Raw genomic sequence first — 24,276 nt, forward strand, 5'->3', positions numbered from 1 at the left:
GTTTTGTCCTGAAATCCCGGTTTTATTGGGGGGCGTCGCCGGACATCGCCATGTCGGCCGTCGACAGACGGCTGCGTTGCTGATCGGACAGCGCTTCGGTGCGCTCCACATCACCGCCGACACGCGGGATCTCGTCGCAGACCGCACCGCAAGACAGGGTCGACTGGTTCGGGCCGCGGAAGAGGGCGACCTGCCCTGCGACCGGATTGGAGACAACGATGTCGCGCTCATAGATGATCCGGCCGACCCGATCGATGGCGATCACATTGGTGCGGCCCTGCAGGCGGCCCGTCACGACAAGCGTGCGGCCGTCATGAACAAGGGCGTCGGCGATCGCGGGATTGCCGACCACGATGGCCGAGGCCTCGGCGGGCAGGCGGATGACTTCAGCATGCTCCACCGGAACAGCAAGGTCGTGAGCGGCCGCAGGGGCGACGCAGACAATCGCCAGGGTGAAGGCGGTGGCAATCCGGTTGAACATTTTGGCGCTCCGTGACGCTTCAGGAAACTGGAGGCCATCCTCGCGCGCGCGTCTGAATCTTTTCTAAACGGGGCTGCATTTATTTGAATGCTTTGGTCGAGAGCGCCGTTATTCGAATGTTAACTATAGCGCACGTTCCGACAAATATATATTTTGGTAACCACGAATTTTTACTCCGCTGAAATCCTTCTCGTGTTTATTGGTCAGCGTTCAGGAGAGGTCGGGACGGATCGGCTCCTGATGGTTGGGTACCTACACGGGAGTAAACAAATGAAAATGATTTCTCGCTTCTTCAAAGACGAATCCGGCGCTACCGCGATTGAGTACGGCCTGATTGCCGCCCTCATCGCCGTTGTCATCATCGGTGCTGTTACGGCACTCGGTACGGGCGTCAGCGACAACTTCAACACGGTTGCCGGCGCGCTCTAAAGCGTCCGTCACACGTGACAGGTTCGGCGGGGCCGCTCCACTCGGAGCGGCCCCGTTTCGTTTTGCCAACCGCTCATTAAGTTTCGCCCGTCACCTTGCCGGTCAGGGAAAGACGGGGATGAGCGCGATGCTGTTGCAGATCACGATCTTGGTGCTGGCCGGGCTGATGCTTGCGGCCGCCTTTTTCGACGCCAGCAAATTCATCATTCCGAACTGGTTGGTCGGGCTTGTCATCCTGACCTTCCCGATCGCCGCGCTGGCGGCTGGTCTGGGCTGGTCCGAGGCCGGCAATCACCTGCTCGGCGGCCTGGTGGCGCTGGTTATCGGTTTCGCCCTGTTTGCGCCGGGCTGGATTGGTGGTGGCGATGCCAAATTGTTTGCGGCCGCGGCCCTGTGGTTCGGTTGGCCGGAAATCATCGCTTTTCTTATCCATACCGTGATGGCCGGGGGGGCACTCGTTCTTCTCCTTCTGGCCCTGCGCTGGCTGGCGCCGCGCATTCCCGCCCTGGCCGGCAAGCTCGAGGGTACGGCGCTGGCGGTCAAGGCTCCGGTCCCTTACGGAATCGCGATTGCGGCCGGGGTTTTCTGGAGCTTGCCCAAAACAGCTTTCTGGCAGGCTTTTTAGGCATATTTGAGCGGTGTTTTACGGGCCATGAGAAAAGGGCCTGTTAGGGAGCATTCTCCCGATAGCATTAACGCGACTTTGAGGAATTCAGCGTCTCCTAGCACATGTATTCGTGTGCCTGAGAGGTTCGAGACGCTCTATGAACGCCGTCCGCATCGCCATTCTTGCAGCCGCCGCCATCGCCGCGGTCGCGGTCGCCTTTTTCGTCCGCCAGGCCATGTCCAGCAACGAATCTCCGCAAGTCGTGCAGGTTGAGGAACGCCCCGCAGTCCGCATTCTTGCCGCCCGTCGCGACGTCGCCATCGGCGAACGAATCAGCGCGGCCGACTTCTACTGGCAAGCCTGGCCCGATGAGGCAGTCGCGCCAGGATATGTTGTGGAGAATCGTGGCCAGGGCATTGAGGATTTCGCAGGATCGGTGGTTCGGGCCCCGATCAGCCAGGGTGAGCCGATCACCGGCCGCCGTCTTGTCCAGCCTGGCGATGCCGGCTTCATGGCGGCGGTCCTGACACCGGGGATGCGCGCTGTTGCAGTGCCGATCTCGGCCGAGACCGGCGCCGGCGGCTTCATCCTGCCAAATGATCGTGTCGACGTGATTGTGTCTTTTGAGGAAGAGTCCGAAGGTCGCCGTGGCTCGAGCCGCTCCTTTGTGGCGCGCACCATTGTCGAGAACGCCCGCGTTCTGGCGATCGACCAATCCTTCGCCAGCGATGACGAAAACGAGGTCGCTGTTGGTGAGACCGCCACACTCGAGCTGACCCCGGACCAGGCGCGCGCCGTCTCGGTCGCTGTGGCCCGCGGCGAGATCGCCCTGGTTCTGCGCAGCCTGACCGACAATACCGGTGACCCGGTCCTGGTATCCGGCGGCGAGCTGCCGGAAGCCGCGACCCAGTCCTACGAGGAGCGTCGTTCAAGCTCCGTCACCCTGATCCGCTATGGCCGCTCCCAGCAAGTTGCGCTGGGTGGCGACGAATGAGGACCGAGATGATGATCCGCACCCTTCTCCTGCTGGCCAGCCTGGCCGTCAGCGCTCCGGCGGTCGCACAGCCTGCCGACACAGAGCGCGGCAATACCATGCAGGTCTATATCCGCGAACCGGGGAATGGTCCGGTCTCGGAACATCTTGATCTGCCCCTGTCCAAGGCTGCCGTAATCCATCTGCCGGTCGATGTTGCCGATGTTCTGGTGACGAATCCGGCGGTCGTCGAAGCCATCGTGCGCACGCCGCGCCGCGCCTACATCATGGGCATGGGTATCGGTCAGACGAATGCCTTCTTCTTTGATGCCAATGGACAATTGATCCTGGATCTCAATCTGCGCGTCGAGCGCGACCTGTCGCCGCTTCAGGAGTCGCTTGATCGCTTCCTGCCGGCCGCGCGGGTCGAGGTCGAGGCCATGAATGATCACATCGTGCTGTCGGGCCGGGCGCCCAGCGCGGCCGATGCCGATGCGGCGCTGCGTATCGCCCAGCGCTGGGTCGATGATCCGGCGCACATCCTGTCCATGATCACCGTGGAAGCCCGCGAACAGGTCATGCTGAAAGTTCGTATCGTGGAGATGCAGCGCACCATTGTGCGCCAGCTCGGCGTCAATCTGTCGACCGCCGGCAGCTCCGGCGAGTTCGGCTTCGACATTGCCACCTCTCCGGACTTCTCACGCGTCGGTCGCTTCCTGGGCGGCACCTCCGCTGCGATTGACTGGGTCAGCGGCAATGCGGGCGGCGTGGAAAGCGTCACCACCCTGCTGCAGGCGATGGAACGAGTCGGTCTGGTGCGAACCCTTGCCGAGCCGAATCTGACGGCGATCACGGGCGAAAGCGCGAACTTCCTGGCCGGTGGTGAATTCCCGGTTCCGGTCGGACGCGATCGCGACGGAAATATCATTATTGAATACAAGCCCTTCGGTGTCGGCTTGGGCTTTACGCCCGTGGTCCTGTCCGAAGGCCGCATCTCGCTGCGCATCTCGACGGAAGTGTCTGAACTGACGAGCCAGGGCTCGCTGACCTTCCAGTCCAACAATGTCACGGATGACGACGGAAATATCATCGGCACGGTGCCGGGCCTGACCATTCCGGCCCTGAATGTGAACCGCGCCGAGACCACTGTGGAACTGCCCTCGGGTGGCAGCCTCGTCCTGGCCGGTCTGATCCAGGAAGAGACGCGCCAGAATCTCGATGGTGTTCCCGGTGTCCAGAACTTGCCGGTGCTGGGATCGCTGTTCCGTTCGCGGGATTACGAAAACCAGGAAACCGAACTGGTCGTGTTGGTGACGCCTTACCTGGTGGATCCGACGAACCCGAACCAGATGCAGACGCCTGCGGACGGCTTCCGCAATGCCAGTGAGGCTTCGGCCCTGCTCTTCGGCCGCATCAATCGCGCCTACTCGGTCCCCGGATCGGATACGGGCGAGCGTGGCTGGAGCGGGCCGGTTGGCTTCCTGTTCGAGTAGTGGAGTTGGTGATGGTGGCCTACAAAAAGAATATCGGTGCCCTGATCGGTCTGGCGAGCCTCGTCTCGCTCGGAGCCTGCGCGACACAGACGCCGCCGGCGGGACTGAATGTACCGCAAGCCACGGCCGTCGCGGAAACCTACCGCGCCGAATTCGCCGTCGATGAACGTGATAATGGCCTGACCTGGGCCCAGCAAAGCGTGCTGGCCTCCGTCGCTGCGGAGTACAAGGCGCGCGGCCATGGTCCGCTGGTGATCAGCTATCCCCAGGGTGCCGCCAATGAAGACGCCGCAATCGGCGCCATCGCCGAGGCCCGGAGCTTTTTCTACGAGCAGGGCATTGACTGGCGCGTGATCACAGGCGGGGCTTATGACGCGCGTGGCCAGCGCCATGGCGAGCTGATTTTCTCCTTTACGCGATATGCCGCCCAGGCGCCGCGCGAATGCAATGGCAGCTGGGACAATATGGCGATGGAGTTCGACAATCAGCACCACAGCAATTTCGGCTGTGCGATGGCGGTGAACCTGGCTGCCATGGTCGCAGACCCGCGCGATCTCGTCGCGCCGCGCGACATGGAGCCGGGCGATACCGGCCGCCGCCAGACCGTGATCGACGGCTATCGGGCGGGCGAATCCACGGCCAGCGAGCGCAGTGATTACGAAAGCGGCGCGGTGTCACGCGTCGCCAGCGGCAACTAGGGAGGGCCAGTCATGACCGATGCCAATCGCGCAATGAAGCAAGACCCCTTCCTGGACGGTGATGATCCCTTTCTGGATGCAGCCGATGTTGAACGTCTTCTGCTCGGCGAAGCGACACGGGAAGAAATGAACCGCGCGCCGGCGCCGCAGGAAACGGCGGATGATCTCGGCGGTGATGACCCCTTCCTGTCCGAAACCGAGGTCGAGCCGGCAGCTGCTGCGCCAGCCCGGGCGCCGCAGGACCGCGTGATCGACCCGGTCTTCGAAGATGTCCAGGATGAAGTCGCCGCCATGTCGGTCGGCGAAACCCTCTATGGGGAAGTCGACAGTGACGTCCCGGACCAGCCGGTCCCGCGCATCTCGGTCGGTGCTTTCTGCGAGCGCCCGGAAACCGGTGCCCTGATCCATAATGCCGCCGGTGACCGCCGCCTTGCCAAGGCCCATGTGACGGTCGAGCTGGGTGGTCTGCCCGCCGCGATCGAGCGCTATCATGACGAGACGACGCCGAACCTGCTGATCATCGAGAGCGGCATGCGTGGTCGCGGCCTGTTCGACCAGCTCGAGGAGTTGGCCGGTGTCTGCGATCCGGAAACCAAGGTCATCATCGTTGGTGCCGCCAATGATATCAGCCTCTATCGTGAGCTGATGAAACGGGGTGTCAGCGAGTATCTGGTGCCGCCCATGACACCGATGCATGTCATCCGCACCATTTCCGAGCTCTTCCTCGACCCGGAACAGCCCTTCGCCGGCAAGTCGATTGCCTTCATCGGCGCCAAGGGTGGCGTCGGCTCTTCGACCATCGCGCACAATTGCACCTGGGCGATGACCGAGAGCATGCAGTCGGACGCTGTCCTGGTCGATCTGGACCTGTCATTCGGAACGGCCGGTCTCGACTTCAATCAGGACCCCGCCCAGACATTGGGCGACGCCCTGGCCGAGCCGGACCGGCTGGATGACGCGCTGCTGGATCGCCTCCTGGTGCGCTGTACCGATCGTCTGAGCCTGTTCTCTGCACCGGCCACGCTCGACAAGGAATGGGATTTCAACGCCCAGGACTATGAGACGGTGCTGGAGAAAGTCCGTCGACAGGCGCCTTATGTGGCCCTCGACCTGCCGCATATGTGGACGCCCTGGGTGAAGCAGACCCTGCTGGCCGCTGACCAGGTCGTGGTCACGGTCGCCCCGGATCTGGCGTCCCTGCGCAATGCCAAGAACTTGTTCGATCTCGTGGCGGGCGCCCGTCCCAATGACGAGCCGCCGCGCGTGGTCATCAATATGGCGGGCATGCCCAAGCGCCCGGAAATCCCGGTCAAGGATTTCGCCGAAGCGCTCGGGACGCCGCCGACCCTGGTCCTGCCTTTCGAACCACAATTATTCGGCAAGGCCGCCAATAACGGTCAGATGATCACCGAACTCGATCCCAAGTCGAAAGCGGCAGAGGGCTTCTCGCATCTCGCCAGCCTCGTCTCTGGCCGGACGCCGGTGGCGCCGCCCAAGCGTTCCTTCATCGCGAAACTTTTCGGAGGCTAGAGAGCCCATGTTCGGCAAGCGTGCCGGAGGCCCGACACCCACACCCGCACAGATGACGCCGCCGACGGTCGCGCCCATGGATGAGGCACGTCCGGAGCCGGCTGCGCGTCGTGAGGGTCAGGCCGCACCGGCGGCCAAGCCCGCCGCGGCGGCGCCCAAGCCGGTCGCAAAGCCGGCTCCTGGCGCTTATTCCGGCCCGAAAGCGGCCAAGCGGACAGCCCGCATTGCCGAAACCGGCGGGCGGTCCGAAGAATATTACGCCATCAAGACGACGATCTTCAACGCACTGATCGACACCATCGATCTGGGCCAGCTGGCCCGGCTGGACAATGAGACGGCGGCCGAAGAAATCCGCGATATCGTGACCGAGATCATCTCGATCAAGAACGTTGCCATGTCGATCGCCGAGCAGGAGCAATTGCTTCAGGATATCTGTAATGATGTCCTCGGCTTCGGTCCGCTCGAGCCGCTTCTGGCGCGCGATGACATCGCCGATATCATGGTCAATGGCGCCGACCGGGTCTTCATCGAAGTCAACGGCAAGGTCGAGGAAACGAATATCCGTTTCCGGGATAACGGCCAGCTGATGAATATCTGCCAGCGCATCGTCAGTCAGGTCGGCCGCCGCGTCGACGAGAGCTCGCCGATCTGTGACGCCCGCCTGATGGACGGTTCGCGTGTCAACGTGATTGCCCCGCCGCTGGCGCTGGACGGTCCGACGCTGACCATTCGTAAGTTCAAGAAGGACAAGCTGCAGATGCAGAATCTGGTGGAGTTCGGCTCCATCACGCCGGAAGGCGCCAAGGTTCTGTCCATCATTGGTGCATCGCGCTGTAACGTCCTGATTTCCGGGGGTACCGGTTCGGGCAAGACGACTCTGCTCAACTGCATGACTGGTTTCATCGAGGAGGACGAACGCGTCGTCACCTGCGAAGACGCCGCCGAGCTCCAGCTTCAGCAACCGCATGTTGTCCGCCTGGAGACCCGTCCGCCGAACCTGGAAGGTTCGGGGCAGGTGACCATGCGCGATCTGGTCAAGAACTGTCTGCGTATGCGCCCGGAGCGGATCATCGTGGGTGAGGTGCGTGGCCCGGAGGCGTTTGACCTCCTGCAGGCCATGAATACCGGTCACGATGGTTCAATGGGCACGCTGCATGCCAACTCGCCCCGTGAGGCGATGTCGCGGATCGAGTCGATGATCACGATGGGCGGCTATAACCTGCCCGCCAAGACGATCCGCGAGATGATTGTCGGTTCGATCGACGTCATTGTTCAGGCTGCCCGCCTGCGCGACGGGTCGCGGAAAATCACCCATATAACCGAAGTGGTCGGCATGGAGGGCGATGTCATCGTCACCCAGGACCTCTTCCTCTACGAGATCAAGGGCGAGGACGAGCACGGCGATATTGTCGGCCAGCACGCCTCGACCGGTATCGCCCGCCCGAAATTCTGGGATCGCGCCCGCTATTTCGGCCTGGAGCGCGAGCTCGCGAATGCGCTCGATGCATCGGAGGCCTGATTGCGATGAATGAGGACATGATTTTTGTGCTCGCTGCGGCGGCCGCCTTCATGGCGGTCGGCGGTGTCGGCTGGGTCGTTGCTGGCGCGGCGGGTGATGTGCAATCGAAAAAGCGGATGAACCGCGCAGTGCATGGAGGCCTGCAGCGCGGGCGACGCCAGACATCGGCACTCGACCAGGCTGCCCAGCGCAAGCGTCAGGTCCAGGAATCGCTCAAGGACCTGGAGCAGAGGCAGCGCGACCGGCGAAAGAAATCCCTGTCCATCAAGGCCCGCATCCAGCAGGCCGGCATGTCGTTCACGCCAGCCGTCTTCTGGATGATTTCTGCCGGTCTCGCTGTGGCCGGGCTGTTGATCGCCCTGATTACCGGTCAGAATCTGATCGTCACCGGGGGCATCACCGTCATCGCCGGCCTCGGCATGCCACGCTGGTGGCTGGGCCTGGCGCGTGGCCGTCGGCAGAAGAAATTCTCGGGCGAGTTTGCCAATGCGCTCGACGTCATCACGCGCGGTGTGAAGTCCGGCCTGCCGCTGAATGAGTGTCTCAAGATCCTCGCCAAGGAAAGCCCGGAGCCGGTGCGGACCGAATTCGAGAAACTGGTCGAGGGTATCGCTGTCGGTGTCTCCCTGCCGGACGGTCTCGACCGGATGTGCGAACGCATGCCGCTGCCCGAGCTCAACTTTTTCCGCACCGTGCTGATCATCCAGCAGAAGACCGGCGGTAATCTCGCCGAGACGCTGGGCAATCTGTCCATCGTGCTGCGCTCGCGCAAGATGATGCGCGAGAAGATCGGGGCGCTGTCCTCGGAAGCCAAGTCGTCGGCCGCGATTATCGGCTCGCTGCCGCCGGGCGTCCTCGGCATCGTCTATGCCACCACCCCCTCCTATATGGGCCAGATGTTCGTTCACCCGACCGGTCAGCTGATGCTGCTCGGCGGTGTGACCTGGATGTTCATCGGCATCATGGTCATGCGCGGCATGATCAACTTCAAGATCTGAGGCGGGCATGTTCGGAATCGGCTTCACAGAGATACGCGACTTCCTGACCGACCCGCAGAGCTTGATCGCCCTGGTGGCCGCGGTGCTGGTCTTTGCGACCATTGTCACCCTGTCGGCGCCGGCCCTGAGCACCGACAAGCTCGACAAGCGGATCAAGTCGGTCAACAACCGCCGCGAGGAGCTGCGCCGCAAGAGCCGCGAAGCGATGGAAGCCGAGGCCCGCGGGGGCAAGGGGTCGATCCGCGGCGCGGAGGCCAAGGGCCTGGTGCGCCAGGTCGTGGACGCGCTCAATCTGCAAAAAGCCTTCGAAGATCCGGCCCTGCAGGAAAAGCTGGCGCAGGCTGGCATGCGCGGCAGCCGTCCGGCCGTAACCTTCTATTTCTTCCGCCTGCTCTCACCCTTCATCCTGTTCGGGCTGGCGCTGGCCTATGTCTTCCTGATCAATGATTTCGGCCTGCCGCAAATCACGCGGATCTGCTTTTCATTCGGGCTGGGGCTACTGGGCTACTATGCGCCCAACCTCTATCTCTCCAATCTCGCCGCCAAGCGCCAGCAATCGATCATGGGCGCATTTCCCGACGCGCTCGACCTGCTGCTGATCTGTGTCGAGAGTGGCATGTCGATCGAGGCGGCCTTCCACAAGGTTTCCAGTGAAGTCGGGTCGCAATCGATCGAGCTCGCCGAGGAATTGTCTCTGACCACGGCTGAACTGTCCTATTTGCAGGATCGCCGGATGGCGTATGAGAATCTCGCCAAGCGCACCAATCACCCCGGGGTGAAGGCGGTCTGTACCTCTTTGATCCAGGCCGAGCGCTACGGGACGCCGCTGGGGCAGGCCCTGCGCGTCATGGCGAAGGAAAACCGGGACATGCGCCTGGCAGCCGCCGAGAAGAAGGCGGCCTCCCTGCCGGCCAAGCTGACCGTGCCGATGATCATCTTCTTCCTGCCGGTCTTGTTCGTGGTCATCCTCGGTCCGGCCATCATCCGCTTCAATAGCATGTGACGAATCCGTTCTGGCGCGCTACTTGAATAGCAACATGCATGTTGAACAGGTGGACACAGCCCATGTTTTCCGGGCGCAAGACAGCCGACCAGCTCCGTGACGAGATCCGCAATGCGGATGCCGCCGTGGGCGAAGCGATGAGCGCGCTCGCCATCGATGATGTCGCGGCTGCGCGTCAGGCGCTTTCGTCTGCACCGCGGACCCATTTCGTCGACATGGGCTGGAAGGTCGGACTTGCCGGCGCAATGATCGAGCTCAGGGCCGGCAAGATGAAGCCCGGCCTGCAGAAGCTGATCGCTGTCTGTTCGCGTCTCGATGACACCGACCTGTCCCGCGACGACAAGAATTATCTCCGCCTCTATGCCCTCTACCGGGGCAGTGAAGCGTCGAAGGATGGCCGCGCGCCGGTCGAGTTGCGTGAGCTGGTCGAGGATTTCCGCTTCGATCACACGCTGGTAACGCCGCTCTTGCGCAAGGACTTCCCGCTCAAGGCGCTTGATGAGGCCGAGCCGGCACCGCCGCCCCCGCCACCCCCACCGCCCGTGCCGAGTGATGCCGACTGAATATTTCTATTCCGCCGCGCTGCGCTTTCAGTATGGTTTCCCGAGGGGCGAGGCGACTTTGCGGTAGAATGGGATCACTCCATGAGAATCACGCGCGAATTCGCGCTCTATTGGGGCACGGTCCTGTTGTGCGGATATGGGGCGGTCACCTATGGCCGCTGGGGTCTGCTCGAACTGCTGGTCCGGACCGGTACCTGGCCGTCCGACTGGTTCGAATTTGATGCCTATGGCTATGTCGCCAGCATGTCGGTCTTGCAGGAAGTCGTCTTCGTGCTGGCCACGCTCTGCGCCCTGACGGCCTTCGCCTTGCTTCTGCTGCGCTCACGCTGGTCGGCGGCGATGTATGGCGCCTTCTTCCTCGCATCCATGGTCGACTGGCTGTTGCTTGTCGGCAATCCGTTCATCGGCATGGGGCTGAATGGCTATTTCGGGATCACGATCAATCTGATCGCCTTGTCGGCGGTCATCATGATCACCTCGATGGGCTTGCTGAAGGGGCGGGTGGCCCGGCGCTAGTTCTCGCGCACCGCGTCATAGCGGCGATTGGTGGTCAGCATGGCGCGGATATAGGCCATATTGGCCTCGGCCATTTGCGGTGACACGTCGACACGGGCCAGTTCCTCGGCTTCGGCAAAACGGCCCTGGAGGGCGATCACGAGCGCCAGATTCTGGCGCACCGTCGCGTCCGCTCCCGGGCGAACCATGGCCTCGCGCAGCATGCGCTCCGCCGTGTCGGCCTCGCCGGCAGTGACATAGGACATGGCCATATTCGACAGGATGGACGGTTCGCCAGGGGCGAGATTCAACGCGTCCCGGAAGGCATTGCGGGCGGCGTCGCTCTGCCCGGCCTGTTCCAGGGCAATGCCCAGCGCATTGTGGGTCTGCCAGCGACCGCCATCAATCTGGGCGGCCCGGCGCAGCGATTCGATTCCGGCCGCGCCGCGCCCACCGGCGGCGAGCGCACTGCCATGGGCCAGAAGGACATCGGCATTGTCAGGATAGAGCGCCAGCGTCTGGCGGGCGACTTCGCTTGCCCGCTGGTAATTGCCGAGCTGGCGGAGGGCGCGGGACAATTCCAGCGCGGCTTCCAGATCAGACGGATTGAGGTCATGGGCTTCGGCCCAGAAGGCGGCCTGGGTGAGCAGGTCCTGGCTGCGCACGGCCTGCCGTTCACTGGCCGAGGCCGGTACGATCGTGTTGGCGTTCATCGTGTCGATGACGGCCTGTTCCTGTTCGGTCGGTGCCGTCGTCGCACAGGCTGCCAGAAACAAGGCGCCAAGCGGGGCGAGAAGGACGTGTTTGCGCATGGTAAAAGCCGGACCACTGTTGAGCATGTCTTGAATCTGGGCTGCGCCGGTCAAGAATGGGTTAATCCATCCGACTGAACCGGACTTGCAAAAGGATATGTCATGACCGCCCTGATCGCCTCCGCCTCCAATGCCCGGATCCTGCGCCTTGTCGGCGAGGCTGATGCGGCCTCCGCGGTCGCGGCGCTGCCCGCGGATCAGCGTTCGCTGGCAGCCGGATTCAAGGGCAAGCCCGGCCAGATCGTGCTGTTGCCCGATGGCGGTGACGCCCAGGCGCTGTACGGGATCGGCAAGGGCGGTGATGCCTTCGTGCTGGGCGGTGCGGCGCTGACCCTGCCGCAGGGCGAGTGGCAGCTGGAAGGCCTGCCCGCCGATATCGACCCCACACTGGCGACCACGGCCTGGGCACTGGGCAGCTACAGTTTCACAACCTACAAGCCGGCCGCCCGCGAGCCGGCCCGACTGGTCGCGCCCGACGGGGCTGATCTCGACGAGGCGAAATCAATTGCCGCAGCGGTTCATCTGACCCGCGATCTCGTCAATACGCCAGCCGATCGCATGGGGCCGGACGGTCTGGAAGCGGCGTTCCGTGATCTCGCCGAGACGTTCGGAGCGACCGTGCGTGTGACCCGTGGCGATGACCTGCTCGTGCAGAATTATCCCATGATCCATGCGGTTGGCCGGGCTGCGGGCGAGGCGCCGCGCCTGCTCGAGCTGGAATGGGGTGATGCGCGCCATCCGCGTCTTGCCCTTGTCGGCAAGGGTGTGTGTTTCGACACGGGTGGTCTCGACCTGAAAGCGGCGCAATTCATGCGTCTGATGAAGAAGGATATGGGCGGCGCGGCCAACGCGATGGGCCTGGCCCGCATGGTGATGGCCGGCAATTTGCCAGTGCGTCTCCACCTGCTTGTGCCCGCTGTCGAGAATGCGGTCGGGGCCGGGGCTTTCCGTCCGGGTGACATCCTCGACAGCCGCAAGGGGCTCACAGTCGAGATCGACAATACCGATGCCGAGGGGCGTCTGGTTCTGGGTGACGCCCTGACCCGTGCGACCGAGGAGGAGGTCGATCTCCTGCTCGATTTTGCCACGCTGACCGGCGCAGCCCGCGTCGCGCTGGGACCGGAAGTGGCCCCTTTCTATACCGATGACGACGCGGTCGCCGAGAGCCTGTCCCGCAGTGCCGGCAAGGTAGCCGACCCGCTTTGGCGCATGCCGCTATGGGATGGCTATGAGGGCGAGATGGACGGTGAAATCTCCGATCTCGTGAACAGTGCGGCCACACCGATGGCCGGATCGATCACGGCTGCGCTCTTCCTGCGCCGTTTTGTCGGTGAGGCCAGCTGGGTGCATTTCGACATTTTCGCATGGAATCCGAAAGCGCGCCCGGGGCGTCCCAAGGGCGGTGACATGCATGCCGCCCGCGCCGTTTACCAAATGCTCAAGGAGCGATTCCAGAATACGGGCTGATCAAGCCGATCAGAGTGAGTCTTGGAGACCGGTATGCCGTCACAGGCGATGACATCGCTTGAGATGATGAGGCGCGTGTCAGCGGACGCGGTGCGAGGCGCCGCGGCCGATCTGACTGCGCGCCAGTTTGCGCTGCTTCTGGCCATTTTCATGAAGCCGGGTCCGCATGCCATTCGCGATCTTGCGCGCCAGCTCGACCTGCCCAAGCCGGCGGTCACTCGGGCGCTGGACGTGCTCGAACGCCAGGGTTTTGTCAGGCGCAAGCGGGACCGCGCCGACAAGCGTGATGTTTCGGTGCATCGCACTGTAAAGGGGGCGGTTTTCCTGTACGATTACGGCGAAGCCGTCGCTCACCGTGCCGAGGAAACGCGTACATGTCCCAGCTGGATCCCCGCCTCACAGCCGCCCGCCCAGACCTCGCATCGGCTGAACTGAGGGGCCAGGTCGAGGCGGAGCGCTTTGTCGAGCCGATCGATCACCAGGCGATCTGTGCCGCGGTGCCGATCCGCAAGGCTCCCAATCCGTCTGCCGCCATGGATGACCAATTGCTGGCCGGTGATGTCTTTGCCGTGCTCGAACAGCGAGAGGGCTGGGCCTGGGGGCAGTCGCGGGCTGATGGCTATGTCGGCTGGGTCGAAGCGGCCTGCCTGTCGCCGGATTTGCGCCCCATCGATCGCAAGATCACCGTCCTGCGCACCTATGCCTTCTCGGAACCCAGCATCAAGTCGGTACCCAGTCACCTGCTCAGCCTGAATGCCGGTTTCACGGCCGGGCGCCGCGAGGGGCGCTTTGTCGAGGCCGTCGGCCTGGGTTGGGTGATCGAGGCGCATGCGGCTCCGCTGGAGGCGATGGCCGGTGATTTCGTCGCCGTCGCCGAGGCCTTTCTCGGGGCGCCCTATCTGTGGGGTGGCAAGGAGAGTCTGGGGCTGGATTGCTCCGGCCTGGTCCAGATGTCGCTGCAGGCATCCGGTCAGGCGATTGCGCGTGACGCCGATCAGCAGGAGGCGGCGCTCAAGGCTGTCTGGCGTGATGTGACCGACGATCCGGAGCGCGCGCGCGGGGATATCGTCTTCTGGCCCGGCCATGTCGGGATCATGACTGACAGCGAGCATTTCCTGCACGCCAATGCCTCGACGATGGATGTGACGCTGGAACCTTTCGCCGAAGCCGAGGCGCGCATACGGGCGGCAGAGAATCCTGTTCGGGCCATCTATCGGCAACCCTGATCGGCACGCATGACACCCGCTGACAAGAAAAAGCCCCGGACGCTGTCCGGGGCTTGATCATGTCGTGATGGTGAAAGGGCTATTCGCCGCCTTCGGTTTCCTGCTGGGCTTGTTCAGCCATGTCGTCAGCGGCTTCGTCCATGCTGCCCATGGCGTCTTCCACGGCTTCGGCCGGGAGGTCGACCGGCAAGGGAGCCGGAAGCGGCATCGGATTGTCCGCCAAGGAGCGCATATAGGCGATCAGCTCGAGGCGGGTGTCGTCATTGCCGAGGCCGCGGTAGGACATCGCCGTGCCGGACGCATAGCTGGACGGGTTCTCGATGAAGGCGTCGAGCGCTTCATAGGTCCAGGCACCATCCAGGGATTGCAGCGCTGCGGAGTAGCTGAAGCCGTCACGCGAGGCGATGTCAGTTCCGACTACGCCCCAGAGGTTCGGACCCACGCCATTGGCGCCACCTTGATCAAAAGTGTGGCAAGCGGCGCAGCGACGGGCTGCGCGTTCACCGGCACCGATATCAGCGGCAGCCAGAACCAGACCGTAATCGGTCGGGCCTTCGACGATCACTTCGGTGGACGCACCGGCGCCGATCGCAGCCCAGTCAACCGGGTAAGCGGTATTCTCGGCCGTCAGCTCATGCGCAGCGTGCGAAGGCACCAGGAGATGCCCCAGTTCCATGATCGCCAGGACGGCCAATACTGTTGCCAGCACGACGCCGGCAACCTTGTTCCAGAAGAGTTCGCCCATGGACGCCCCCAAATTCAATCAGGTTGAAAATCGAACCGTGTTTGGCACGCACCGCGCCATCAGGCAACACCGCAACGCGCTCATATGCTGCGGTAACACGACGCACGGGCGAAACCCGGATGGTTTGGCGGTCTGCGATCCGCCGGCTAGATCGCCTCGTCGGCCCAGAGTTCGGCCAGCCGGCGGGCAATGGCGATAGAGGGTGGCATGGCCGCGTCGGGATGGCGCCCGGCCAGCATGTCGCGCACCTCGTCCCGACTGAACCAGCGTGCCTGTTCCAGCTCGTGCGGATCGATGGTGATCGTGGCATCCAGGATGGGCGCGACGAGGCCGATCATCAACGAGGAGGGGAAGGGCCAGGGTTGCCCCATCACATAGCGGATGCCGGCAATGTCGGCCTTGACGCCGGCTTCTTCCTCGAGTTCACGGGCGCAGGCTTCTTCCAGTGTCTCGGCCGGTTCCACAAAGCCGGCCAGGGCCGACCACATGCCTTCCGGCCAGGCTTCCTGGCGACCGAGCAGGCAGCGGTCTCCGTCCACGGCCAGCATGATCACGACCGGGTCGACGCGCGGATAGTGTTCGCTTTCGCAGCTGTCACAGACCCGGCGCGCACCGCCCGACTTTACACGGGTTGCTGCGCCGCAGGTCGCGCAAAAGCCATGGCGACCGTGCCAGGCGTGCAAGGCCTTGGCCTGGGCGTAGATCGCCGCCTCATCCTGGCTCAGGGCCATCGCGGCCTGGCGCGCGGGAAAAATCTCGGCATCCAGAGGCAATTGGTCGGCACTGACCAGGGTGACGGCGAAACAGGGACTGCCCTTGTAATGACCCAGGAAGAGCGCCGTGGACATGTCGGCCTGTGGCGCGATCTCGGTGCGGCGAAACCAGTATAGCGCCGTGCCCCCTTGCAGGGCCGGGTCACCGTCCAGCGTGACCAGCCACCAGCCCTCATCACCGTTCAGCAAATCCGACAGCACCGCCTCATCGCGTCTCAGCAAGTCTCCACGATCAAGCGGAGATCCGGCAAACACCAGCGGGTCACGGCCGGCGAGGATGGAACGATCATTCATGGGCAGTATCCGTGCGCGGTGTGGTCTGGGTGCAGGCATAGATACGTTTGACCAGGCCTTCAACATGGTCTGCGTCCAGGCAGGGTGACGTCCGTCACTTGCTTTTGAGAATGAGTCGCAATTATATGGGGGCAGGAGGTATCGATATGGCTTGTAATTTTCATGGCAATGCCCGCGACGCGGCCGCGGCACCCGAAGCGGCGGCCCACGCCCGGATCGCAGTCAGTGACTGGCTCGAAACCCAGGCCCGGGTGATCGGATACTGGCGCGATGTCCTGGTCGCGGCGGGCGGAAATCTGGCCCTGATCGAGGCCCTCGACGACCATGCCCGCTTCCTCGCCGAGGCTTCACATCGGGGTGAGGGCGAATTCCTGCAGACTCAATGACGCCACGCCTTGCACGCCAGCCTCAGGCACGCGATATAGGGGGCGGAAGATCGGCGGTGGACGAGCGCCTCGCCAACCCGGTCAGATCCGGAAGGAAGCAGCCGTAACGAGTTTTGCTCGGGTCGCTGTCCGGTCTTCCACTTTACTCCGCCCCGCAGGCTCCGGCGACGGACGGCGGCCCTGGAACACCCGACCCGATGAGCTGTCATGGATGATACGCCGCTCCCGACTGATGCCGACGGAGCGGGCGACGTCCTGATGCCCGGGCTCGATCTGCCCACGGACGGCCCGACACCGGGCTACCAGGTCCTGGCGCGCAAATACCGCCCGCACACCTTTGAAGACCTGATCGGCCAGGACGCCATGGTGCGGACCCTGACCAATGCCTTTGCCGCCGGCCGGATCGCACACGCCTACATGCTCACCGGCGTGCGCGGCGTCGGCAAGACCACCACCGCGCGGTTGATTGCCCGAGCACTGAACTTCCAGACCGACGCGATTGATGCGCCGTCGATGACGCTGGGCGAAACCGGCCGTCATTGTGATGCCATCGCCCGCTCCGCCCATGTCGATGTCATGGAGATGGATGCCGCGTCGCGGACCGGGGTCGGCGATATCCGCGAAATCCTGGAAGGCGTGCGCTATGCCCCCGTCTCGGCGCGCTACAAGGTCTATATCATCGATGAGGTCCACATGCTCTCGACCTCGGCCTTCAACGCCTTGTTGAAGACGCTCGAGGAACCGCCGGAGCATGCCAAATTCATCTTCGCGACGACGGAGATCCGAAAAGTCCCGGTGACGGTGCTGTCGCGTTGCCAGCGTTTTGACCTCAAGCGGATCGATCGCGACGTCCTGACCGACCATCTCGAGCGCATTTGCGGGCTCGAAAAAGCCTCGGTCGAGCGCGATGGCCTGTCCCTGATTGCCCGTGCCGCCGAGGGCTCGGTGCGGGATGCGCTCTCCCTGCTGGACCAGGCCATCGTCCAGGGCAGCGAGGCTGACGGACCGGTCAGCGCGCCGCAAATTCGCGACATGCTGGGCCTGGCTGACAGGGCCCGCGTGCTCGACCTGCTCGAACAGACCCTGACCGGCAAGACGGCTGATGCCCTCGCCGAGCTGGAATCCCTGCATGACGCCGGCGGCGACCCCGTCGTGATCACGCGTGACCTGCTGGACTATGTCCATGCCACAGCCCGGGTGAAGGCGGCCGGTCCCGGGGCTGATCTGGGCGAGGCTGCCGACACGGTGGCCCGGATTGTCGCCCTCGCCGAAAGCCTGTCCCTGGGTCAGCTGACCCGGATGTGGAAAATACTCCTGACCGGGCTCGATGATGTCCGCGCTGCGCCCGATGCTCTGGCGGCGGCCGAAATGACGGTTCTGCGCCTGGCTGCGGCCGCGGCATTGCCCCCGCCAGAGGATGCGGCCCGATTGCTCGCCGGCCTGCCGCGCGCATCCGGTGCGACGGAGGCGCCGGGAAAGCCTGAGCCGGCCGCCGCGCCGGCCGCGCCGCCGGCTGCCGAACCGGTTGCACACCATCGCGCCCTCAACGCGCCGGAAGCCGCCAGCTCTGTCGAGCAGGATGCGCCGGCCATTTCCGGTCCCCAGACCTGGGAAGCCCTCATGGCGATGTTGCGCGAGAAGCGCGATATTGCCCTGCAGTCGGACATGGAGCGCCATGTTCGCCCGGCCGCCTTCAAGCCCGGTTCATTCAGCTTTCAGCCCCTGGAGGACGCGCCGCGCGATCTCGCCCAGCGTCTGTCGCGGCGCCTTCTGGAATGGACCGGTGAACGCTGGATGATCCTGGCGGATGCGGGCCTGAAGGGCGGAGAGACCTGGCATGAGCGCAAGCAGCGGCTGAAAGCGGAACGCCTCGAGGCGGCGCGCCGTGACCCGGCCGTCACCGAAGCCCTGCGGCTCTTCCCCGGCGCCGAGATCGTCGCCGTGCGCGACCCGGAGCCGCGCGATGACACAGACAACACGGAAACAACGGAGAAACGCGCATGAAGGACCTGATGGGCCTGATGAAGCAGGCGCAGGCCATGCAGGAGAAGATGACCGAGGCCCAGGCCCGGCTCGACGAGACGCAGGTTGTCGGAGAGGCCGGCGCCGGTCTGGTCAAGGTCGTGCTGACCGCCAAGGGTGACATGATCTCGGTTGATCTCGACAAGAGCATCATGGATCCGGAAGAGCCAGAAATCCTCGAGGATCTGCTCAAGGCCGCCCATGCCGACGCCCGTCGCAAGGGCGAGGCCGCACAGCAGGAAGTCCTGAAGGATGCGGCCGGTGGCCTGCAATTGCCGCCCGGCATGCAGATGCCCTTCTAGCGCCCGGCCCGCTGATGAAATCCGCCTCCGCCGGCCCCGAAATCGAGAGACTGATCACCCTGCTGGCCAAGTTGCCGGGCCTTGGCCCGCGCTCGGCACGGCGGGCGGCCCTGCATCTGCTCGGCAAGAAAGACGCGTTGATGCGTCCACTGGCTGATGCGCTGGCCGATGCCGCGGACAAGATCCGCGCCTGCGCTGAGTGCGGCAATCTCGATGTGGCAGACCCGTGCACGGTCTGTGCCGCTCCCAACCGGCTCGAGAGCGCCATCTGTGTCGTCGAGACGGTGGGTGACCTCTGGGCGCTGGAACGGGCCGGCGCATTCAAGGGACGCTATCATGTCCTTGGCGGCGTGTTGTCGGCGCTGGATGGTGTGCGTCCGGAAGACCTCAATATCGCCAAGCTGGTCGAACGGGCGGCGCGCGAGGAGGTCAGCGAGATCGTCCTCGCCCTCAATGCCACGGTCGATGGCCAGACGACGGCGCATTATCTCGCCGACCGGATGGCGGATTGTTCTGTCTCCATCACCTCACTGGCGCGTGGCGTCCCGGTCGGCGGCGAGCTCGACTATCTTGATGACGGGACTCTGGCCGCCGCCTTTCGCAGCCGCTCAAGCGTCTGAATCCACAAACTATTGTCGATTTATCCTGTCCAAGGGACAAATTCGATCTACTCTCTTCCAGGCTTTCGGGGGAGAGGGGCGTGGAAACAGCACCGCATCATTCGAATTTTGACATGCCGCCGGACCGGGTGACACGTCGCGCCTTCATTCTGTTCTTCTGCGTCGGCCTGTTCATGGTCTCCCTGGTTCTCGCGGCCATCACGGCCGTCAAGATCCAGGCTTTCCATTTCGGACCGCTGACAGTGCTGGTACCGGCCGGGACCATCGCCTTCGGGCTGACCTACCTGGCAACGGATGTCATCTCGGAAGTCTGGGGACGTGGCTACGCGCTCTGCGTTGTCTTCTCGGGCCTGCTGATGCGCTTCCTGATTCTCATCCTGTTGCTCTATGCGATGCATGCCGAGGATGTGATCCCTTTCATCACGGTCGGCGGGAACTGGACAGAGACCCAACAGGCGGCCTTCGTCGAGGTCTTCTCGTCCGGCAATCGCACGAATTTTGCCGGCATGGTGGCCTTTGGCGTCAGCGCGCTGGCGGATGTCCTGATCTTCCATCATTTGCGTCAACGAGATGCCGGCAAGAACCGGCTTTGGCTGCGCAATAATATCTCGACCATGGTGTCGCAGACGGTCAACAGCGCCATCTTCATCTCGGTCGCCTTTGCCGGCGTCCAGACCTGGTCGGTAATTGGCAGCCTGATTCTCGGTCAGGTTATCGTGAAGCTGTCAGTGGCCGCCTTTGACACGCCGATCGTCTATCTTCTGCGCAATATCGCGGAAGGTCGGAAACTGACGGATCTTCGCGGCTAATCCGGACCGGGATTGGTCAGGGAATGACGGGCGTGAGGCGCAACAGGGCGCCATCGCGATCATCGGTCAGCAGGTAGAGATAGCCGTCTGCGCCGTTGGCCACATCCCGAATACGAGCGCCGAAATCTTCCAGCAGGCTTTCCGTCGCGATGATGCGGTCACCGTCGATTTCCAGTCGGACCAGGCGCCGGCTGACGAGGCCTCCGACGAAGGCGTCTCCCTGCCAGTTCTCGAAGGCGTCGCCGTCATAGAAGGCGAGGCCTGACGGGGCGATGGACGGGTCCCAATACCAGATCGGTTGTTCCAGACCCTCGCCATGGGTGGCGTCCGAGATCGGCGTGCCGTCATAATTCATGCCATAGGTGACCAGCGGCCAGCCATAATTGCGCCCGGGAGTGATCAGATTGATCTCGTCGCCGCCACGCGCGCCATGTTCGTGCGCCCAGACCGAACCGGTCTGCGGATTGAGGGCAATACCCTGGACATTGCGGTGACCATAGGAATGGATTTCCGGCAAGGCGCCGCTCAGAGACACGAAGGCATTGTCGAACGGTACGCTGCCATCATCATTGAGGCGAATGATCGTCCCGAGATGATTGCCGAGATTCTGGGCCTCCTGGCGGTAGAGCCCGCCTTCGCCGAGGGTCAGCATCAGGGTTCCGTCGGCCAGGAAGATGACGCGGCCGCCAAAATGCATGCCGCGATCCTTGTCGACATTCACGCGAAACAGGGTCTCCACCGCCTCGAGAGCGGTCGCATCGGCGTTCAGCCGACCGCGGGCGAGGGCCGTGTGATTGCGATCACTGCGTCCGGCGCTGTAGGCGAAATAAAGCAGCCGATTGGTCTCGAACTCCGGATGCACAGCAAGGCCAAGCAGACCGCCCTGACGATTGGCCAATATGTCCGGCAGGCCGGCGATCTCGGCTTCGCGCAGCGCGCCGTCCTCGATCAGGCGCAGCCGGCCGGGCCGTTCGGAGACCAGCATATTGCCGTCCGGCATGACGGCGATCGACCAGGGGTATTCCAGCCCGTCAGCGACCGTCACGACGGTGAAGTCGGCCTGCCGTGTCTCGAATATGGCGTTTTGTGCCTCACCCGACGCGGTCAGGGCAATCATGGCGGCCAACGCTGTGAAGACGCGCATCGTGTTACTCCCTCTCTGCATCGGGACGGAACACGAGATTAGCGCACTTGCGCGCCGACGGCAGGGGCGACGGCATCAAAACCTGCAAATTCAGGAAACGTCGTTAAAACGCGATGGATCCCGCGAAGCTCGCGAGGCGTGGGGCCAGCTGCGGCTGGAAGGCGCTGACCTGAGCCCAGCGTCGACGCAAGCGACCCGGCAATTCGCCGAGTTTCCCCGGGGCCCGTTCCGCCACCTGTTCGGTCATCTCCCAGGTCCGGATGCCCAGGGCCGCCAGGCCCGGCGCCAGAACGCGACCGGGCGCGAGCGACGCGGTGTCGTTGGCGTAGTATTTCTTGTAGTGATCGCCACCACTGCCCAGATCGATCCGGCGCAGGCCCCGTTCATGCGCCTGTTCCATCAGCCCGTGCAGCAAAAGCAGGCCCGGTGAATAGCGCGATAATTCCGGATCATAGGCCGGGAACCAGGAATGGTAGATGTCGGCGCCCACGAGACCGAACTCGACCGCGGCCAGCCGGTCACCGAACCAGAGCGCGGCGGTCAGGCCGGAAAATTCCTGCCCTTCACGGCGACGCAGGTCGCGCAGCACACGCTGGACCCAGTCAATCCCGAAGACGTTGAGCTTGCCGGTATCGCGATACTGGTTCTGCTTCCACTCGGCGAGCGCGTTGAAGGCGGTTCCGTCCGGATCACCGAGAGTGACACGCATCGGTCCGAAATCGCGCTCCGCGGCACGGGCCCGTCGGGCCGCTTTCTTGAAATGATCCTTGTGGAGCGCCTTGCGGTCCGCGAGGAAGGCCGCGCCGTCCGTGCCCAGATCAGCGATATGGCTGCAGGTAGTGGCCGCCGGTGACGGATCAGCGCTCTCTGTCGGCTGGTGCCAATTGTCGAAGACCAGAGCGGACCCGCCCGCAGCACGAACCAGCGCCTTGCGGGCAATGCGGCCAGGCTCGGCGGCAATCACGCCCTGATAATCGCTCATCGGTGCGCCGATCGGACGGACAATGCCGCCATGGGCGGTGTGATGCGGGAAGAATCCGATCGTTTCGCCATGCTCCTCGATCACGGCGACGCGCACATCGGGTCGGGTCCGGGCCACGGTTTCAGCGAATTCAAATCGGAAATAGGGGCTGATGAGCTTGCCATTCGGGCACGCCCAGCGATTCCATTGCACGATCTGCTTCGCGGAAATGTCCTCGATTGAAACGATTTGGATCTGCACGATGTCCCTCCCGACACGTTCCCTGCTTTCCAAGCAAGGTGCGGGCCGTTTTGGGGCCTGGCCCTTGATTGGGGTGACCGGTTTTGTCTGCGGCGCGTGACACACTGTCGGCGAAGGCGGTCTGCCAGCTGGCCGCTGCGACCCGACTCATCCAGAATGTCCTGCAATCAGGAAGGCGACAGACACCGTGACCCTCACCGATATCTCCCCGGAAACCTGGCTTGTTCTGGCCGGAATGGCCGTCCTCCTTGGCGTGATGCTCGTGGTCTGGCTGCGTCCGCGCGGCGCGGCGTCCGAAGCGGGCCCGGATCCGGAACTGGAACGGCTGCGCGCGGAGCGCGATGACTGGCGCACGCGTCAGGAAGAGGGCGCGGCGGCGCTGGCCTCGGCACGCGAAGCTTTGGCGCGCCTGGAAGGCGTGACCGCGGAGCGAGACGGTCTGCGCACCAAGCTGGAAACGGTGACCGAGGAGCGCAACAGCCTCAATGCCCGTCATGAATCCCTGAAGACCGAGCATGACGCCACCCAGCGCCATCACGGTGAGAAACTGGCTGAGCTCGAGAAGGCACGCGAGCGTCTCAGCGAGCAATTCAAGCTGACGGCGAATGACATACTCAAGGCGTCCGGGGCCGAATTGAACAAGCAGAGCACCGAGAACCTGCAGACCCTGCTCAAACCCCTGCGTGAGCAATTGTCGGAATTTCGCACCAAGGTCGAGACCGATGCCAAGGAGCGTCATGGCCATGCCGGCGAGATCAAGCAATTGATGGAAACCGTGCGCAAGGATGCGGCGCGGATGTCGGATGATGCGCAGAAGCTGGCCAACGCGCTGCGCTCCTCGTCCAAGGTCCAGGGCGATTGGGGCGAGATGGTTCTGGCGAGCATTCTTGAGCGCGCCGGCCTGCGCGAGAATGAGCACTATGTGACCCAGTCGACCGAGCGCAATGACGAGGGTGCGCTCCTGCGTCCTGACGTGATCGTTGAAATGCCGGGCAGCCATCGCCTCGTTATCGACTCCAAGGTCTCGCTCACCGCCTTCGAACGGTGCGTGAATGCCGAGGATGACGAGGCCCGCAATGCGGCTTTGAAACAGCACCTCGCCTCGGTGCGGGCGCATATCAAGGCGCTGGGCGAGAAGGATTATGCCAAGCTCTATGAGGGCGTGAATTTCACCCTCATGTTCATTCCGCTGGAGGGCGCGGCGTCGCTGGCCCTGCAGAATGATCCCGAATTGTCGAGCTATGCCTGGGATCGCAATGTCATGATCGCCACACCGACCACGCTGATGATGGCGATGCGGACGGTTGGCAATCTGTGGACGATCGACCGCCAGAATCGTCATGCCATCGACATCGCTGACCGTGCCGGAGCGCTTTATGACAAGTTCGAGGGTTTTGTCGGCGACCTGGAAACCGTCGGCAAGCGGATCGATGGCGCGAAGGATGCCTGGGCCGCGGCCAAGGGCAAGCTGGTCGAGGGACGTGGCAATCTCGTGCGCCAGACCGAAATGCTCAAATCGCTCGGCGCCAATGCCCGCAAATCCCTGCCGGCCGAGTATCTCGATGCGGCCGGCGCGGAAGAGGCAGAGACGGACGGGACGCCCAAGCCTGCTCTGACAGCTCCGGAAGCGGTCGATTCTTGATCCTTTAAGCGTGCACGACTATC

At 63.6% G+C, this 24,276-nt stretch carries 26 protein-coding genes and 1 other RNA gene; 21 read left to right on the forward strand and 6 right to left on the reverse strand.

The genetic code is table 11. The features are described from left to right. Positions 1-22: 22 nt before the first annotated feature. Entirely contained in the window at positions 23-481 is a 459-nt protein-coding gene (locus JXQ94_RS11940; protein WP_421924023.1) for a pilus assembly protein N-terminal domain-containing protein, read from the reverse strand. Between the two features lie 270 nt (positions 482-751). Between JXQ94_RS11940 and JXQ94_RS11945 the strand changes: the two genes are divergently transcribed. The 11 genes from JXQ94_RS11945 to JXQ94_RS11995 all read left to right on the forward strand — a co-directional run bounded on the left by JXQ94_RS11945 (position 752) and on the right by JXQ94_RS11995 (position 10,810). Beyond that, entirely contained in the window at positions 752-910 is a 159-nt protein-coding gene (locus tag JXQ94_RS11945; protein ID WP_011642356.1) for a Flp family type IVb pilin, read from the forward strand. Positions 911-1,028: 118 nt separating this feature from the next. Beyond that, positions 1,029-1,535, forward strand: a complete 507-nt coding sequence (locus JXQ94_RS11950; RefSeq protein WP_421924024.1) for an A24 family peptidase — start codon at positions 1,029-1,031, stop codon at positions 1,533-1,535. Positions 1,536-1,674: 139 nt separating this feature from the next. After that, on the forward strand, positions 1,675-2,511 hold the full coding sequence (gene cpaB / locus JXQ94_RS11955) for a Flp pilus assembly protein CpaB (protein ID WP_421924025.1): 837 nt from the start codon (positions 1,675-1,677) through the stop codon (positions 2,509-2,511). Between the two features lie 8 nt (positions 2,512-2,519). Beyond that, complete coding sequence (locus tag JXQ94_RS11960; protein ID WP_421924026.1) at positions 2,520-3,983, forward strand: type II and III secretion system protein family protein; 1,464 nt, start codon at positions 2,520-2,522, stop codon at positions 3,981-3,983. 11 nt (positions 3,984-3,994) lie between these two features. Continuing rightward, the gene (locus JXQ94_RS11965; RefSeq protein ID WP_421924027.1) at positions 3,995-4,681 is read left to right on the forward strand and encodes a CpaD family pilus assembly protein; all 687 of its coding nucleotides are present in this window, start codon (positions 3,995-3,997) and stop codon (positions 4,679-4,681) included. A gap of 12 nt (positions 4,682-4,693) precedes the next feature. Beyond that, positions 4,694-6,211, forward strand: coding sequence for an AAA family ATPase (locus tag JXQ94_RS11970; RefSeq protein ID WP_421924028.1), 1,518 nt, complete (start codon positions 4,694-4,696; stop codon positions 6,209-6,211). A gap of 7 nt (positions 6,212-6,218) precedes the next feature. Beyond that, positions 6,219-7,730, forward strand: coding sequence for a CpaF family protein (locus tag JXQ94_RS11975; protein ID WP_421924029.1), 1,512 nt, complete (start codon positions 6,219-6,221; stop codon positions 7,728-7,730). 17 nt (positions 7,731-7,747) lie between these two features. After that, on the forward strand, positions 7,748-8,728 hold the full coding sequence (locus JXQ94_RS11980) for a type II secretion system F family protein (RefSeq protein WP_421924030.1): 981 nt from the start codon (positions 7,748-7,750) through the stop codon (positions 8,726-8,728). Positions 8,729-8,735: 7 nt separating this feature from the next. Then, positions 8,736-9,731, forward strand: coding sequence for a type II secretion system F family protein (locus tag JXQ94_RS11985; protein WP_421924031.1), 996 nt, complete (start codon positions 8,736-8,738; stop codon positions 9,729-9,731). A gap of 62 nt (positions 9,732-9,793) precedes the next feature. Next, positions 9,794-10,294, forward strand: a complete 501-nt coding sequence (locus tag JXQ94_RS11990; protein ID WP_421924032.1) for a hypothetical protein — start codon at positions 9,794-9,796, stop codon at positions 10,292-10,294. 81 nt (positions 10,295-10,375) lie between these two features. After that, positions 10,376-10,810: a hypothetical protein gene (locus JXQ94_RS11995; protein ID WP_421924033.1), complete on the forward strand. Its 435-nt coding sequence runs from the start codon at positions 10,376-10,378 to the stop codon at positions 10,808-10,810. On the opposite strand, the gene JXQ94_RS12000 is transcribed toward JXQ94_RS11995, so the two are convergent. After that, positions 10,807-11,601 carry a tetratricopeptide repeat protein gene (locus JXQ94_RS12000; RefSeq protein WP_421924034.1) on the reverse strand — a complete coding sequence of 265 codons (795 nt, stop codon included), beginning with the start codon at positions 11,599-11,601 and terminating at the stop codon, positions 10,807-10,809. The two genes, JXQ94_RS11995 and JXQ94_RS12000, sit on opposite strands and share 4 nt — an antisense overlap. 102 nt (positions 11,602-11,703) lie before the next feature. On the opposite strand from JXQ94_RS12000, the gene JXQ94_RS12005 reads away from it, so the two are divergent. From JXQ94_RS12005 to JXQ94_RS12015, 3 genes are all read left to right on the forward strand, one after another. Further along, on the forward strand, positions 11,704-13,068 hold the full coding sequence (locus JXQ94_RS12005; protein WP_421924035.1) for a leucyl aminopeptidase family protein: 1,365 nt from the start codon (positions 11,704-11,706) through the stop codon (positions 13,066-13,068). A gap of 66 nt (positions 13,069-13,134) precedes the next feature. After that, entirely contained in the window at positions 13,135-13,503 is a 369-nt protein-coding gene (locus JXQ94_RS12010; RefSeq protein WP_421924121.1) for a MarR family transcriptional regulator, read from the forward strand. Continuing rightward, on the forward strand, positions 13,443-14,294 hold the full coding sequence (locus JXQ94_RS12015; RefSeq protein WP_421924036.1) for a C40 family peptidase: 852 nt from the start codon (positions 13,443-13,445) through the stop codon (positions 14,292-14,294). Before JXQ94_RS12010 ends, JXQ94_RS12015 begins: the two co-directional genes overlap by 61 nt. A 79-nt stretch (positions 14,295-14,373) precedes the next feature. On the opposite strand, the gene JXQ94_RS12020 is transcribed toward JXQ94_RS12015, so the two are convergent. Continuing rightward, on the reverse strand, positions 14,374-15,039 hold the full coding sequence (locus JXQ94_RS12020; protein ID WP_421924037.1) for a c-type cytochrome: 666 nt from the start codon (positions 15,037-15,039) through the stop codon (positions 14,374-14,376). Positions 15,040-15,185: 146 nt separating this feature from the next. After that, positions 15,186-16,106, reverse strand: a complete 921-nt coding sequence (nudC, locus tag JXQ94_RS12025) for an NAD(+) diphosphatase (RefSeq protein WP_421924038.1) — start codon at positions 16,104-16,106, stop codon at positions 15,186-15,188. A gap of 146 nt (positions 16,107-16,252) precedes the next feature. On the opposite strand from nudC, the gene JXQ94_RS12030 reads away from it, so the two are divergent. From JXQ94_RS12030 to JXQ94_RS12055, 6 genes are all read left to right on the forward strand, one after another. Continuing rightward, a complete protein-coding gene (locus tag JXQ94_RS12030) occupies positions 16,253-16,492 on the forward strand; it encodes a hypothetical protein (RefSeq protein WP_421924039.1) in 240 nt (79 codons plus the stop codon). A 44-nt stretch (positions 16,493-16,536) separates the two neighbouring features. Continuing rightward, positions 16,537-16,634, forward strand: an RNA gene (gene ffs / locus JXQ94_RS12035) — signal recognition particle sRNA small type. A 65-nt stretch (positions 16,635-16,699) separates the two neighbouring features. Then, on the forward strand, positions 16,700-18,496 hold the full coding sequence (locus JXQ94_RS12040) for a DNA polymerase III subunit gamma/tau (protein ID WP_421924040.1): 1,797 nt from the start codon (positions 16,700-16,702) through the stop codon (positions 18,494-18,496). Further along, positions 18,493-18,816: a YbaB/EbfC family nucleoid-associated protein gene (locus tag JXQ94_RS12045; protein WP_295695257.1), complete on the forward strand. Its 324-nt coding sequence runs from the start codon at positions 18,493-18,495 to the stop codon at positions 18,814-18,816. The genes JXQ94_RS12040 and JXQ94_RS12045 overlap by 4 nt, the downstream gene beginning before the upstream one ends. Positions 18,817-18,830: 14 nt before the next feature. After that, entirely contained in the window at positions 18,831-19,436 is a 606-nt protein-coding gene (gene recR / locus JXQ94_RS12050; RefSeq protein WP_421924041.1) for a recombination mediator RecR, read from the forward strand. 80 nt (positions 19,437-19,516) lie between these two features. Continuing rightward, on the forward strand, positions 19,517-20,245 hold the full coding sequence (locus tag JXQ94_RS12055) for a queuosine precursor transporter (protein WP_421924042.1): 729 nt from the start codon (positions 19,517-19,519) through the stop codon (positions 20,243-20,245). A gap of 16 nt (positions 20,246-20,261) precedes the next feature. Here the strand turns inward: JXQ94_RS12055 and JXQ94_RS12060 are convergent, their stop codons facing one another. Together JXQ94_RS12060 and JXQ94_RS12065 are read right to left on the reverse strand one after the other, a co-directional pair. After that, a complete protein-coding gene (locus tag JXQ94_RS12060) occupies positions 20,262-21,389 on the reverse strand; it encodes a PQQ-dependent sugar dehydrogenase (protein ID WP_421924043.1) in 1,128 nt (375 codons plus the stop codon). A gap of 103 nt (positions 21,390-21,492) precedes the next feature. Further along, the gene (locus JXQ94_RS12065) at positions 21,493-22,611 is read right to left on the reverse strand and encodes a GNAT family N-acetyltransferase (RefSeq protein WP_421924044.1); all 1,119 of its coding nucleotides are present in this window, start codon (positions 22,609-22,611) and stop codon (positions 21,493-21,495) included. Positions 22,612-22,798: 187 nt separating this feature from the next. Between JXQ94_RS12065 and rmuC the strand changes: the two genes are divergently transcribed. Next, positions 22,799-24,253 (forward strand): DNA recombination protein RmuC, encoded by a 1,455-nt coding sequence (rmuC, locus tag JXQ94_RS12070; RefSeq protein ID WP_421924045.1) that lies wholly within the window; start codon positions 22,799-22,801, stop codon positions 24,251-24,253. Positions 24,254-24,276 lie beyond the last annotated feature (23 nt).

Source organism: Maricaulis maris (genome assembly GCF_049116555.1).
Lineage (GTDB): Bacteria > Pseudomonadota > Alphaproteobacteria > Caulobacterales > Maricaulaceae > Maricaulis > Maricaulis maris_C.